We start from the raw sequence: 12,807 nt of genomic DNA on the forward strand, positions 1-12,807 counted from the left end.
TTCAGACGTGACCGCAACCGAGTTCTCCACCCTTATCCAGCGCGCCGAGCGCGTGCTGGCGCAGCTGGAAGCCTGGCTTCCGCCCGCAACGCCCGAAATCGACTGGACCGCCCATGCCTACCGCTGGCGCAAGCGCGGCGCGCGCGGCTGGCTGGACGCCGTACGCCATGTCGCGCGCATCGACATGGCGGACTTGCAGCACATCGAGCGCCAGAAGGGCATCATCGACCGCAACACGCTGCAGTTCCTGGAAAAGAAACCGGCCAACAACGTGCTCATGACCGGCGCCCGCGGCACCGGCAAGAGCTCGCTGGTCAAGGCCATGCTGGCCGCCTATGGCGAGCGCGGACTGCGCCTGATCGAAGTCGACAAATCCGACCTCGGCGACCTGGCCGACATCGTCGAACTGGTCGCCTCCCGTCCCGAACGCTTTATTGTGTTCTGCGACGACCTGTCGTTCGAGGAAGGCGAGGCCGGCTACAAGGCGCTGAAGTCGGTGCTGGACGGCTCGGTCTCGGCCTCGGGCGACAACGTGCTGATCTATGCAACGTCCAACCGGCGCCACCTGATGCCGGAATACATGAGCGAGAACCTGGCGGCCAAGCATCAGCCCGACGGCGAGATCCACCCGGGCGAAACCGTCGAGGAAAAGATCTCGCTGTCCGAGCGCTTCGGCCTGTGGCTGTCGTTCTACCCCTTCAAGCAGGACGACTACCTGGACATCGTCTATCACTGGCTGCGCGAACTGGGTTGCCCGGAAGCGCAGATCGAACCCTCGCGCACCGAGGCGCTGCAATGGACCATCGAGCGCGGCTCGCGTTCGGGCCGCGTGGCGTACCAGTTCGCGCGCGACTGGGCGGCCCGTCATGTCTGAAAAGATCGTCGACGTCGCCGCCGGCCTGATCCTGCGTCCGGACGGCATGCTGCTGCTGGGACAGCGCCCCGAAGGCAAACCCTGGGCGGGCTGGTGGGAGCTGCCCGGCGGCAAGCTCGAACCCGGCGAAACCGTGCTGGAAGCCCTGGCGCGCGAACTGCAGGAAGAAATCGGCATCCGCGTCACGCAGTCGCGCCCCTGGGTCACCTACGTGCACGCCTACCCCCACACCACGGTGCGCCTGGCGTTCTGCCACGTCACCGGCTGGGAAGGCGAACCGCGCAGCCTGGAAAACCAGCGCCTGGAATGGGTCAACCCCGCGCAGGCCGCGTCGGTGGGCGATCTGTTGCCCGCCACCCTGCCCCCGCTGCGCTGGCTGCAGTTGCCCACGTCCTACGGCATCAGCTCCGTGGGTTCGCGGGCCGGCGTGGCCGCCTTCCTGGGCCGGCTGGAAGCGGCGCTGGCGCGCGGCGTCAAGCTGGTGCAGTTGCGCGAACCGCAATGGCCGGACGGCGCGGCCTCCCCGTCGTTGCATGAAGTGCTGCAACAGGTGCAGAAGCGCTGCCGCGCCGCGGGCGCCCGGGTGCTGGTCAACAGCGTCCATCCCGCCGCCTGGTGGCGCGAGGCCGACGGCGTGCACCTGCGCGCGGCCGATGCGGCCACGCTCACGGCGCGTCCCGAACTCCCCGCGGGCGCGCTGGTCGGCGTATCCGCGCACGACAACGCCCAGGTCGTCCATGCGCGCGAACTTGGCGCCGATTTCGCGGTGCTGGGCCCCGTGCTGGACACGCCCAGCCATCCCGGCGCGCCGACGCTCGGGTGGGAAGGCTTCGTGGCAGGCAACCGCGACGCCGGCATCCCGGTGTTCGCGCTGGGAGGCCAGTCCACCCAGACCGTATCGCAAGCGCTGCGCCATGGCGCGCACGGCATTGCAGGGATACGCGGCCTGATCTGAACCGCGGCGGCTTTGCTGAAAGCCGCCACCTGCCAACGGCGCGGGAGCGTCCAGCGGCTCCCGCTGGGGCAGCCTCCGGCCCTCACAGGATTGACGCTACTCCGCGACTCCTTGCGGAACGCCAGCATGCGCCCTGCGCCGCGACACGCTTTCCCACGCCGCCACCAGAATCATGATCAACGTGGTCAAACCGCCCACCATGAGGTTGTCGGTCACGAAAGCCACGGGCGCCAGCACCGCCAGCAGCACCAGCCCCACGACGTGCGACAGCGGAAAACGGCCGTAGACCACTGTCTTGTAGATGCCGTTGCCTGCCAGGTATAGCGCCGGCCCGCCGATCAGCGCGGCAGCCGCCGGCATGGCGATACGCCCGTCCGGATGCAATATGACCAGCTCGTTGGCCACGGCGGACACGATCACGCCGGCGATCAGGATGACGTGCACATAATGGAACCAGGCGCCGATGCGGCCCGGATCGTCGCTATGCACGATGGCCTCGCTGCCATCGCGGCTGCTGGTGTCGAAGTACACCCACCACATGGCGGCCGTGCCCAGGAAGGCCGCCAGCAACGCGATCAGCGCGGGTGCGTCCCAGCGCTCCAGGCCAGCTAGCGTGGCGCCGGTGATGAGCAGGGTTTCGCCCAGCGCCACGATGACGAACAGTTGGCAGCGCTCGGCCAGGTGGCCGCCCTCGATCGTCCATTCGCTGGTCGCGGAACGCCCCAGGCCGGGAAAGCGGAAGCCGATCATGGGCGACAGATACTCGCAGGCCACCGCCAGCGCCCACAGCGCCAGCCGCGCGCCGTCCTGCGAGAGTCCGCCGGCGATCCACAGGACCGCCGACACGCACAGCCAGGCCAACATGCGGCGGAAGTTGGGCGCCAGCGGATGCGCAGGCCCCAGGTGCAGCACGATGAACAGCGTGCGCCCCACCTGGATCAGCGCGTAGCTGACGGCGAACACCAGCCCGGTGGCGCCGAACGCGCCCGGCAGGGCGGCGCCAAAGACCAGGCCCGCCAGCATCACGGCGAACAACATGACGCGCATGGGTACGGCGTCGGGATCGAACCAGTTGGTGACCCAGCAGGTGTATTGCCAGCCCAGCCAGACGGCGAACCACAGCACCAGGGAGTGGAGCGCGCCCATCAAGGTCAGATCATGCAGCAGGCTGTGGGATATCTGGGTGACCGCGAAGACGTACACCAGGTCGAAGAACAGCTCGACGTAGGTGACGCGGGCTTCGTGTCCGTCGCGGCGGCGCAGCAGGTTGGCGCTTGCAAGAAAGGTCATGGCGTGGGCCTCGCCTGGGGATGATGGCGCAGCCAGATTAGCGCAAGGCTGGTGGTGCCGGACCGTCAAAAAATGCAAAGCCTGGCGGGCGTGGCGGCGGCGCCACGCGCCGGATCTGTGCAGCCTGACCGCCGCTCGCAACAGCACGGAAGCCGGCCCAAGCCGAACAAGGCTGGCAGCGATTTGCGGTAAGCCGTCATAGGCGGGAGACACGTAGCGCGCTATAAAAAACGGGCGTCATACACCAGTCGAGAAGAGCGCCATGAAATCAGAATCCATCTATAAAACACCCCATCGCCGCCCAGCAGACCGACGCAAAACCGCCGCCCGGCCAGGCAGTCCGGCACTGGGGTACGTCGTCGCCATCACCCAACGGCCAACGCCGGCGCCGGTGCCCGCCGACAGGTCCTGGGACGCCTGGTTCGCAGGCGAGTCCGTCACGGCCGACTTTCTCAACGACCGCGATCAACCCGTGGCCAGGGCAGGAGGCCGCTCATGCCGCTGAAGTTCGTGCTGGACACGAACACCTGCATCTTTGCCATCAAGAACAAGCCAGACGCAGTGCAGCAGGCATTCAACCGGCGGCAGGGCCAGCTATGTATCAGCGCGATCACCGCCATGGAGCTCGCCTATGGCGCGGAAAAGTCCGCCGCCCCCACGCGCAATGACGCCGTTGTCGACGATTTCCTGCAGCGCCTGGAAGTGCTCGACTATGACCATGACGCGGCAGCAGATTCGGGTCAGCTTCGCGCGGAACTGGCGCGCGCCGGAACCCCTATTGGCCCCTACGACGCCATGATCGCCGGCCACACCCGCTCGCGCGGCCTGGTACTTGTTACCAACAACACGCGTGAATTTTCCCGCGAGCCCGGATTGCAGCTGGACGATTGGACGCTGAAACACTGAAACTGGGCCCCGTCGCCCCGCTGTCGTGCCCGTGTCGTGCCCCTGTCGTATCGCTGCGCCGCCCTATCGGCTACCTTGGTGATTCCGAACCAATGGGAATCGAACCATGCTGATTCAAAAGCTACGCCTCAAGCGCGGATGGTCCCAGCAGCAGCTGGCCCAGGCCAGCGGCCTGAGCGCGCGGACCATCCAGCGCATCGAAGCGGGCCAACCCGCGAGTGTGGAGACGCTCAAGTCCATTGCCTCGGTTTTCGAAGTCGATTTTTCCACCCTGAATACGGAGGAAACAGCAATGGATACGACAATGACAGCCGCCGAGGAGGCGGAACGGGAAGCCTTCGCCCACGTGCGCGCCTTGCGCGGCTTCTATGTGGCCTGCCTGCGCTACGCGCTGATCGCGGCGGCGCTGTACGCGATCAATCTGCTGACCTCGCCCCAGCGCATGTGGTCATACTGGGTGATGCTGGGCCTGGGACTGGCCCTGGCGGCGCGCGCCATCCGGGTCTACGCGCCGTACCGGCTGTTCGGTCCCCAATGGGAAAGGCGGCAGGTCGAAAAGCGGCTGGGACGGCCGCTTTGACCCGAAGTCAATCGATCTTGTAATCCATCCACGACGCAACCATCTCGCGCAGCCCGCCGCCGTCATCGAAGGCTTCGCGCCCGCCCTCGGCCTTGTTGCGGCCCAGCTCCAGGATGTACATGTAGTCGGACACCTCGGCGCAGCGGCGCACGTTCTGGTCCACCAGCACCACCGTCATGCCCTCGTCGGCAAAGCCGCGGATCAGCGTGTAGATCTCCTTGGAGATCTTGGGCGCCAGCATGGCGGTGGGCTCGTCCAGCAGGATGACGGACGGCTCGATCAACAAGGCCCGTCCGAACTCCACGAAGCGCTGCTGTCCGCCGCTCATGCTGGAGACGGGGTCGTCGCGCTTCTGCGCCAGGATCGGGAAGCGGTCGTAGACGGAATCGATGCGCTGGCGCACCCGCGCCTTGTCCTTGCGGAACGGCCAGCAGCCCAGCAGCAGGTTGTCGTGCACCGACAGTTCGCCGAACAGGCTGCGGTGCTGCGGCACGAAAGCCACGCCGTTGCTGGCGCGCTCGTGCGAGGGTTGCGCGCTGATGTCCGCGCCGCGCAGCGTAATGCGGCCGGTGCGCGGCGGCAGGAAGCCGAACATGGTCTTCAGCACCGTGGACTTGCCGGCGCCGTTGGGGCCGATGACGCCCGTCACCTTGCCTGCGCGCGCCTGGATGTTGACGTGGTTCAGGATGGTGATGTCGCCGTGGTAGGCCACGGTCACGTCTTCCAGCGCGAGTATCGACGTGCTCATGTCAGGCTCCCAGATAGGCTTCGACCACACGGGGGTCGGCGCGCACTTGCTCGGCGTTGCCCTGGCTCAGGATGGCGCCTTCGTTCATGACGATGATGTGATGAGACAGCTGGTAGATCGAGGTCAGGTCGTGCGACACCAGCACCACCGAGCAGTCGTGCTCGCCCGGCAGTTCGCGGATGACCGAGATCAGCAGCTGCGCCAGCGCCGGGTTGACGCCCGCGAAGGGCTCGTCCAGCAGCACCACCTTGGGCCGTGCCACCATGATGCGCGCCAGCTCCACCAGTTTCTGCTGTCCGCCGGACAGCTCCTCGGCGTAGTTGTGGCGCAGACGATGCAGCTCCACCTTGTGCAGCCAGTACTCGGATTGGGCGTAGCGCTCGTCGGCGCTGCGGCCGGTCTGCTGCTGCGCCACTTCCAGATTGTCCAGCAGGGTCAGCTGGCGGAAGATGCGCGGCACCTGGAAGGTGCGGCCCACGCCCAGCCGGGCGACCTCGTGGATCTGCTTGCCGGCGATGTTCTGGCCGTCGAGCTCGATGCGGCCCTCGTCCGGCGTGTAGATGCCGTTGATGCAGTTGAGCATGGTGGTCTTGCCCGACCCGTTCATGCCGATGACGCCCAGGATCGAGCCGCGCGGCACGTCCAGGTCCACGCCCTGCAAGGCCACCAGCCCGCCGAAGCGCTTCTTGAGATTGCTGACTTTCAACATGTGTCCGGCTCCTGTTAGCGCAACGCCTGGCGGCCGAAGAGTCCGCTGGGCCGGATGAAGATGGTGGCAACCATGAGCGTGAAGCCGCAGATGGTGGCGATGGAGGGATTGAAGAACACCACCGACACCTGCTCCGTGACGCCGAACAGCAGCGCGCCGACCAGCGCGCCCACCGGGTGGCCCAGGCCGCCCAGGACGATGACGATGAAGCCGATCAGCGTGTAGTCGTTGCCCATGAACGGCGAGAACGCCGGGAACACCATCGCCACCAGCACGCCGCTGGCGGCGGCCAGGCCGATGCCCAGCCCGAAGGCCACGGCCGACAGGCGTTCGGCGTTGATCCCCACGATGCGCACCGCGTCGCGGTTCATGATGATGGCGCGCAGCGCCTTGCCCAGCTGGCTGCGGTACAGGAACACCGTCAGCGCGCCGATGATGGCCAGCGCAATCACCAGCGCCAAGAGGCGCACGGTCGGGATCAGCACCGGCCCGAACTTCAGGAACACGGGTTCGATCTCATAGGGCAGCGAGCGCGCGTCGGCGTCGAACACCAGCAGCATGATGGCGCCCAGCATGATGGACACGCCGAACATCAGCAGCAGCGAACTGATCTCGGGATCGTCCGCCTTGGACAGCCGCGGAATCAGTACGAAATAAAGCAGATAGCCCGCCAGGAAGAACGCGGCGAAGGCCAGCGGCAGCGCCACCAGCGGGTTGATGCCGGCGTACTCCATCAGATAGAAGGCGAAGTACGCGCCCAGCACCAGGAACTCGCCGTGCGCGAAGTTGACCACGCGCAGCACGCCGAAGATCACGTTCAGCCCCACGCCGATCAGGCCATAGATGGCGCCCAGGATCAGGCCGTTGATCAGCCCTTGGATAATCAGTCCGGTCATGGCGGTTCCTCAGGCGATGTAGCGGCGCAGTTGCGGCTTGCGTTTGATCAGGCTGCCGACGATGCCGCGCGGCAGGAACAGCATCAGCAGCACGATGATCAGGCCCAGCAGCAGCAGGTTAACCACCGGGAATTTCTGCCAGATCATGTGGTCGATGCCCAGGAGCGCCAGCGTGCCGACGACCGGCCCGAGGATGGTGCCGAAGCCGCCCGCCATCGCGTAGATGATGCTCTTGGCGGTGATCAGCACGTGGAAGGCGTACTCCGGATCCACCACGTTCGTGTACCAGGCCTCGATGCCGCCGGCCAGCGCAGGGAACAGCGCGGCCAGCAGCCAGGCCTTGAGGCGGGTGTTGGGCACGTGGATGCCGACGCAGGCGGCCGCGCCGTCATCGTCGCGGATGGCCTTGAGCGCGCGGCCCAGGCTGGACACCGACAGCCAGGTGACGGTGGCCAGGGTCGCGCCCATCACCACCAGCATGGCGTAATAGCTATGCGTGGGATTGTTGGCGTTGGACAGGATGATGCCCATGCTGCCGCCGGTGAAGGACTGCGGCAGGTTGGAGATCACCAGCTTGACGATGGTGGCCAGCGCCAGGCTCACGATGCCGAAGTACACCCCGCGCAACCTCAGCGTGGGCGCCAGCAGCAGCGCGATCGCCACGCCCACGCCGCCCGCCGCCAGCAGCGACGGCAGGATGGGCCAGCCCAGGATCTTGTAGCAGATGCCGGTGGCGTACGAGCCCACGCCATAAAACACCACGTAGCCGAACGGCAGATAGCCGGTGAAGCCGACGCAGATGTTCATGGCGCTGGCCATGGTGATCCACAACATCAGGTAGAACGCGAACGAGATGTTCGACGTGGCCATCGGAATCAAAGCCAGGCCCGCAGCCAGGCCGGCAAAGACGATGATGGCGATGCGGGTGCGCAACCGCACTGCGCGCTGATCCTGCGCGCGATGCGAGGCGGCGCCCGCCGCCAGGACGGGACTGCTGCTCATATGTCTTCCTCCGGGCCGTTTCCGGGTTGGACGGCCGCTTTATTTGGAGGCGATTATGAACAGTTCAAACCATAACTGCAAGTTAAGGACTAACCCTTATTTTCGACCGGAAAGGCCTCGGCAAGCACCCCGCGCAGCTCGTTGATGAACTCCAGCGCGATGGCCGAGGGCTCGCGATTGCTGGCATAGACGGCCGAGATATTCAGGGGAATGCGCTCGGCCAGTGGCACGATGACCACGTCCGGCATGGTGTTTTGCATGACGGTGAATTCATCCACGATGGCGATGCCCACCCCAGCGTTGACCAGGGCGCAGGCCAGCTGACTCCAGGGCACGTCGGCACACATGCGGCACGGCAGGCCCGCCTGCTCGAAGGCGCCCAGCACCAGCATGCCAAAGGGCATGCGCGTGCCCACCACGATATGCGGATGCGGCGACAGATCGGCCAGGCTTACCTCGGCACGAGCCGCCAGCGGATGCGCCTTGGGTATGGCGGCCACCATCTTTCCCACGTGCAGGGGCTGGGACGTCAGGAAGGGGTGATCCGCCTGCATCACCACCAACCCCAGCTCGGCCTCGCCCTGCAATACGTCGGTGATCAGCGTGGGCAGCGCCGTCGTGTTCAACCGCAACAGCAGCTCCGGATGCCGCTGCTGGAAGCGCGCCACGGCGCGCGGCACCAGGAACTGGGCCAGGCTGGGAATGGACGCCAGCCGCAACACCCCGGTGCCGTGCTCCGCCAGCGCGTCGGCCAGGTCGTTGACGCGCTGCATCATGCGCTGTGTTTTCTCGATTTCCTCAAACAGGCTCTGCACTTGCGAGGTCGGCCTGAGCTTGCCGCGGACCCGCTCGAAGAGCGTGACACCCATGGCTTTTTCCGTATGCGCCAGCATCCGGCTGACGGCCGGCTGGGAAATGTTCAGCAGCCGGGCGGCGCCGCTGATGGACCCGGCCATGACGATGGCCCACAGCATTTCGGTCTGCCGGTAATTCAATTTATTCAAGGCGTGCGCTCCATGCCTATTTGTTATACGCTATCTCGCATGTTGAGCAAACATTGCCCAACATATGGCCTGTGTCCGATGGTCCGCCACGGAACGCGGGGCCGCATACCAAAAACGATAGGAGACCTCCCATGCACGCTAGACCCTGGCTGTCCCGCTTACCGGCGCTGGCCCTTGCCGTCGCCGCCCTGACCCCTGCCCTGGGCGCCGCCCAGACCTCGGACAAGATCCGCGTCGGCATGACGGTATCGTCGACCGGCAGTTTCGCGCTCGCCTCGCAATCGGGCGTGCGCGGCGTCGAACTGTGGGTCGACGACGTCAACCGCCGCGGCGGCATCGAAGTCAAAGGCAAGAAATACCCCGTCGAGCTGGTCAAGCTGGACGACCGCAGCGACAAGCAGATGGTGACCCGCGTTTACGAACGCCTGATTGTCGATGAAAAAGTGGATCTGGTGTTCGCGCCCTTCGGCTCCACGCTGACCGCCGCGGCCGCCACGGTGACCGAGCGCCTGGGCAAGTACCTGATGGTCTGGTCCGCCGCCAGCGACGACCTGTACAAGCAGGGCTTCAAGAACATGGTGTCCGGCACGCAGATGCCGGTGTCGGCGATGCTGCGCGCCAACATGGAGCTGGCCGCCAACCAGGGCGTGAAGAAGGTCGCCATACTGTATTCGGACGAGCCGTTCCCGGCGGGCCTGGCCGAAGGCGGCAAGGAACAGGCCGCCAAGAATGGCATGCAGGTCGTGCTGTTCGAGAAGTACCCCAAGGGTCAGAAGGACTTCAGCACCATTCTGCAGAAGGCCCGCGCGGCCGGCGCCGAAGCGCTGGTGCCGACCTCGTACGAGGGCGACCTGATCAGCATGACGCGCCAGATGAAGCAGCTGGACATCAACTTCCCGTATGTCTTCATGGTGTATGCGTCGACCCCGCAATTCCAGGCCATCGGCGCGGATTCCAACTACATCTACAGCCACACCAACTACCACCCCGCGATCAACTGGAAGGTCAACGCCGGCATGACGCGCGAGCAGTTCGCCGCCGCCTATGACCAGCGCTTCCCCAAGGCCGAGTTCCCGCCCGATTTCCAGACCGCGCTGGCCTATGGCGCGGGCGCGTTGACCGAGGAGATCGTCAAGCAAGCCGGCAGCACCGACGCCGCCGCGCTGAAGAAGGCCTCGCTGGACCTGTCCGGCAAGCTCACCGTCATGGCCGGTCCCTACGCCATCGACGAAACGGGCAAGCAGCTCTTGATGCCCTTCCCCGTGGTGCAGCTGCTGCCGGGCAAGGGCATGGTCCCGGTCTGGCCCGCCGACGTGGCCACGCAAAAGCCGGTATACCCGGCCCCCGACTGGAACAAGCGCTGATCGCGCAGGCAGGAAGGCGGCGCGCGGCGACCCGCGCGCCGCGCTGACATCACCCGAGGAAAACATGTCTGACATTGCATTTGCCACGCTCGGCGAACTTGCGCAGGGCCTGGCCGACGGCCGCTACAGCTCGGTAGAGCTGGCGCGGCACTACCTGGACCGCATCGACCGCGCCAATCCGGCGCTGGGCGCCTACGTCAGCGTCGACCACGCGGGCGCGCTGCGCCTGGCCGAAGCCGCCGACGCGCGCCGCCGCGCGGGCTACGGCCTGCTCGGTCCGCTGGACGGCCTGCCCGTGGCCGTCAAGGATCTGTGCGACATCGAAGGCCAGATCACCACGGCCGGCTCGCAAGCCTGGCGCGAGCGCCGCAGCGCAACCACCGCCACGGCCGTGACCCGCCTGATCGACGCCGGCATGGTGGTGCTGGGCAAGACCCACATGGTGGAGTTCGCCTTTGGCGGCTGGGGCACCAACCCCGTCATGGGCACGCCGCGCAATCCCTGGGATCTGACGCGCGCACGCATTCCCGGCGGCTCCTCCAGCGGTTCCGGCGTGGCCGTGGCTGCGGGCCTGGCGCCGGCCGCGCTGGGCTCGGACACCGGCGGCTCGGTGCGGATTCCCGCTGCATTGAACGGCATCACCGGCCTGAAAACCACGCGTGGCCTCATCAGCCTGTACGGCGCGGTGGCGTTGTCGCACACGCTGGATTCCATCGGCCCGCTCACCCGCGACACCCGCGACTCGCTGCTGCTGACCGAAGCCATGTCCGGTCCGGACCCGCGCGACCCCGTGACGCGGGGCATACCCGCCTACCGCTACCGCGATCTGCGCGCGGGCGCGAAGCCGCTGGCCGGCACCCGCATCGCCGTCATGCCGCAGGCGCAGTACCCCATCGCCATCGACGCGGCGGTGCAAGCTGCGCTGGACGACACGCGGCGCGCGCTGGCCGACCTGGGCGCGGAATGCGTGGAAGCCCCCTTCCCCTTCGATTTCCACGACATGATGTTGCGCAACGGCCTGATCATCGCCGCTGAAGCCTATGCCCAGCACCGCGACTACATCGAGGACGACAGCCTGCCGCTGGGCCGCTATGTGCGCGCCCGCGTGCTGGGCGGCAAGCACACCAGCGCCGCCGACTACGTGCTGGCGCTGCAGGCCCATGCGCGCGCCTGCGCGGCCTGGCAGGACTGGATGCGCGACTACGACGCGGTCCTCGCGCCCTGCCTGCCGTTTGCCGCCTGCCCGCTGGAAGACGTGGACGAGGCCGCGACGCCGCTGGCCGCCTTCACCCGTCCGGGCAACTACGTCAACGCCTCGGGCCTGGCCCTGCCCGCGGGCTTTTCCGCTGACGGCATGCCCATCGGCGTGCAGCTGCTGGGCAAGCCCAACGGCGAAGACGCGCTGGGCCGCATCGGCATGGCCTTCCAGGCGGCCACCGACTGGCACCTGCGGCGTCCGGACCTGTCGGCGATCCAGTTGTAAACCCCGCGCCGCAGTTCTCGCGCCAGCAAGGCCGGCCCGTCATGGCCGGCCTTTTTCATGCCCTCAGCCCAGGCTGCAGGCTGGCCGCAGCAGCGCCTCCAACCAATCCGCGAACACCTGCACCCGCCGCGACGGCTGACGCCGCTGCGGATACAGCAAGGTCATCGGCATGGGCGCGGGCCGATGCTCCGGCATGACCTCGACCAATTCCCCCGCGGCGATCTGCGGCTGCACGTCGTAGGCGGGGATCTGGATCAGCCCCAGTCCCGCGATGCAGCTGGCGATATAGGCTTCGGCACTGTTGACCGTGACCCGCCCGCGCAACGGCGCGGTCCGGGACGCGCCGCCGTCCAGCCATTCCCAGGGCGCCAGCCGGCCGGTCGACGGCGAGGCGTAGTTCACGCAAGCATGCCCCGCCGCAAGATCGTCCGGCGTGCGCGGCACGCCATGGCGCGACAAATAGGCGGGGCTGGCGACATTGATCAGGCGCAGCATGCCTATGGGCCTGGCCACCAGGCCCGAGTCCGGCAGCACGCCGACCCGCAGCACGCAGTCCACCCCCTCTTCGATCAGGTTTACGGCACGATCCGTCACGCCCAGCGTGACGTCGATCTGCGGATAGGCTTCCAGGAAAGACGGCAACGCCGGCGCCACGATCAGGCGGCCCACGCGTCCGGGCACGTCCACGCGCAGCATGCCGCTGGGGCCCACCGAACTGTGGCGAAACAGGTTTTCGGCCTCTTCCATGTCGGCCACCAGGCGCAGGCAGCGCTCATAGAAAGCCGCGCCCTCCTGCGTGGGCGCCACTTGCCGCGTGGTGCGGTTCAGCAGCCGCGCGCCCAGCCGGCCCTCCAATTCCTGCACGGCGGCGGACACCGTGGAGCGCGGCAGGCCCAGTGTATCCGCCGCACGAGAGAAATTCGCGCACTCGACGACACGGGCGTAAACCCGGAACAGGTCTATACGGTCCATGGGGCGGTTGGCTCCTGCGAGGGC

The 12,807-nt window shown here is 66.9% G+C and carries 13 protein-coding genes; 6 read left to right on the forward strand and 7 right to left on the reverse strand.

The window, feature by feature from the left end; genetic code table 11:
* The first annotated feature begins 7 nt into the window (after window positions 1-7).
* Window positions 8-874 (forward strand): ATP-binding protein, encoded by an 867-nt coding sequence (locus N5C88_RS28735; RefSeq protein ID WP_059373992.1) that lies wholly within the window; start codon window positions 8-10, stop codon window positions 872-874.
* Entirely contained in the window at window positions 867-1,829 is a 963-nt protein-coding gene (locus N5C88_RS28740; protein WP_280016708.1) for a Nudix family hydrolase, read from the forward strand. Before N5C88_RS28735 ends, N5C88_RS28740 begins: the two co-directional genes overlap by 8 nt.
* 96 nt (window positions 1,830-1,925) lie before the next feature.
* Here the strand turns inward: N5C88_RS28740 and N5C88_RS28745 are convergent, their stop codons facing one another.
* Window positions 1,926-3,119 (reverse strand): low temperature requirement protein A, encoded by a 1,194-nt coding sequence (locus N5C88_RS28745; RefSeq protein ID WP_059373994.1) that lies wholly within the window; start codon window positions 3,117-3,119, stop codon window positions 1,926-1,928.
* Window positions 3,120-3,614: 495 nt separating this feature from the next.
* Between N5C88_RS28745 and vapC the strand changes: the two genes are divergently transcribed.
* On the forward strand, window positions 3,615-4,025 hold the full coding sequence (gene vapC, locus N5C88_RS28750) for a tRNA(fMet)-specific endonuclease VapC (RefSeq protein ID WP_280016709.1): 411 nt from the start codon (window positions 3,615-3,617) through the stop codon (window positions 4,023-4,025).
* Between the two features lie 106 nt (window positions 4,026-4,131).
* Complete coding sequence (locus N5C88_RS28755) at window positions 4,132-4,605, forward strand: helix-turn-helix domain-containing protein (RefSeq protein ID WP_118931444.1); 474 nt, start codon at window positions 4,132-4,134, stop codon at window positions 4,603-4,605.
* Between the two features lie 7 nt (window positions 4,606-4,612).
* Here N5C88_RS28755 and N5C88_RS28760 read toward each other — a convergent pair whose 3' ends face one another.
* From N5C88_RS28760 to N5C88_RS28780, 5 genes are all read right to left on the reverse strand, one after another.
* Window positions 4,613-5,353: an ABC transporter ATP-binding protein gene (locus N5C88_RS28760; protein ID WP_054459254.1), complete on the reverse strand. Its 741-nt coding sequence runs from the start codon at window positions 5,351-5,353 to the stop codon at window positions 4,613-4,615.
* A gap of 1 nt (window position 5,354) precedes the next feature.
* Window positions 5,355-6,062 carry an ABC transporter ATP-binding protein gene (locus N5C88_RS28765; protein ID WP_054459256.1) on the reverse strand — a complete coding sequence of 236 codons (708 nt, stop codon included), beginning with the start codon at window positions 6,060-6,062 and terminating at the stop codon, window positions 5,355-5,357.
* A gap of 14 nt (window positions 6,063-6,076) precedes the next feature.
* Window positions 6,077-6,958 carry a branched-chain amino acid ABC transporter permease gene (locus tag N5C88_RS28770; protein WP_059373997.1) on the reverse strand — a complete coding sequence of 294 codons (882 nt, stop codon included), beginning with the start codon at window positions 6,956-6,958 and terminating at the stop codon, window positions 6,077-6,079.
* A 9-nt stretch (window positions 6,959-6,967) separates the two neighbouring features.
* Window positions 6,968-7,960 carry a branched-chain amino acid ABC transporter permease gene (locus tag N5C88_RS28775; RefSeq protein WP_280016710.1) on the reverse strand — a complete coding sequence of 331 codons (993 nt, stop codon included), beginning with the start codon at window positions 7,958-7,960 and terminating at the stop codon, window positions 6,968-6,970.
* A gap of 89 nt (window positions 7,961-8,049) precedes the next feature.
* Window positions 8,050-8,934, reverse strand: coding sequence for a LysR family transcriptional regulator (locus tag N5C88_RS28780; protein WP_306637402.1), 885 nt, complete (start codon window positions 8,932-8,934; stop codon window positions 8,050-8,052).
* A gap of 161 nt (window positions 8,935-9,095) precedes the next feature.
* Here N5C88_RS28780 and N5C88_RS28785 point away from each other — a divergent pair, with 161 nt between their 5' ends.
* A complete protein-coding gene (locus N5C88_RS28785) occupies window positions 9,096-10,328 on the forward strand; it encodes an amino acid ABC transporter substrate-binding protein (RefSeq protein ID WP_088138198.1) in 1,233 nt (410 codons plus the stop codon).
* 64 nt (window positions 10,329-10,392) lie between these two features.
* On the forward strand, window positions 10,393-11,811 hold the full coding sequence (locus N5C88_RS28790) for an amidase (RefSeq protein WP_280016712.1): 1,419 nt from the start codon (window positions 10,393-10,395) through the stop codon (window positions 11,809-11,811).
* 63 nt (window positions 11,812-11,874) lie between these two features.
* Here N5C88_RS28790 and N5C88_RS28795 read toward each other — a convergent pair whose 3' ends face one another.
* A complete protein-coding gene (locus tag N5C88_RS28795) occupies window positions 11,875-12,783 on the reverse strand; it encodes a LysR family transcriptional regulator (protein ID WP_118931441.1) in 909 nt (302 codons plus the stop codon).
* Between the last annotated feature and the right edge of the window lie 24 nt (window positions 12,784-12,807).

This window comes from Achromobacter sp. GD03932 (assembly GCF_029839485.1).
GTDB lineage: Bacteria > Pseudomonadota > Gammaproteobacteria > Burkholderiales > Burkholderiaceae_B > Achromobacter > Achromobacter bronchisepticus_A.

Excerpts from the sequence above, each read along its gene's own strand:
- N5C88_RS28740 (WP_280016708.1), top strand. The coding sequence starts at position 867 with ATGTCTGAAAAGATCGTCGACGTCGCCGCCGGCCTGATCCTGCGTCCG.
- N5C88_RS28745 (WP_059373994.1), bottom strand. The coding sequence starts at position 3,119 with ATGACCTTTCTTGCAAGCGCCAACCTGCTGCGCCGCCGCGACGGACAC.
- vapC (WP_280016709.1), top strand. The coding sequence starts at position 3,615 with ATGCCGCTGAAGTTCGTGCTGGACACGAACACCTGCATCTTTGCCATC.
- N5C88_RS28755 (WP_118931444.1), top strand. The coding sequence starts at position 4,132 with ATGCTGATTCAAAAGCTACGCCTCAAGCGCGGATGGTCCCAGCAGCAG.
- N5C88_RS28760 (WP_054459254.1), bottom strand. The coding sequence starts at position 5,353 with ATGAGCACGTCGATACTCGCGCTGGAAGACGTGACCGTGGCCTACCAC.
- N5C88_RS28765 (WP_054459256.1), bottom strand. The coding sequence starts at position 6,062 with ATGTTGAAAGTCAGCAATCTCAAGAAGCGCTTCGGCGGGCTGGTGGCC.
- N5C88_RS28770 (WP_059373997.1), bottom strand. The coding sequence starts at position 6,958 with ATGACCGGACTGATTATCCAAGGGCTGATCAACGGCCTGATCCTGGGC.
- N5C88_RS28775 (WP_280016710.1), bottom strand. The coding sequence starts at position 7,960 with ATGAGCAGCAGTCCCGTCCTGGCGGCGGGCGCCGCCTCGCATCGCGCG.
- N5C88_RS28780 (WP_306637402.1), bottom strand. The coding sequence starts at position 8,934 with ATGCTGTGGGCCATCGTCATGGCCGGGTCCATCAGCGGCGCCGCCCGG.
- N5C88_RS28785 (WP_088138198.1), top strand. The coding sequence starts at position 9,096 with ATGCACGCTAGACCCTGGCTGTCCCGCTTACCGGCGCTGGCCCTTGCC.
- N5C88_RS28790 (WP_280016712.1), top strand. The coding sequence starts at position 10,393 with ATGTCTGACATTGCATTTGCCACGCTCGGCGAACTTGCGCAGGGCCTG.
- N5C88_RS28795 (WP_118931441.1), bottom strand. The coding sequence starts at position 12,783 with ATGGACCGTATAGACCTGTTCCGGGTTTACGCCCGTGTCGTCGAGTGC.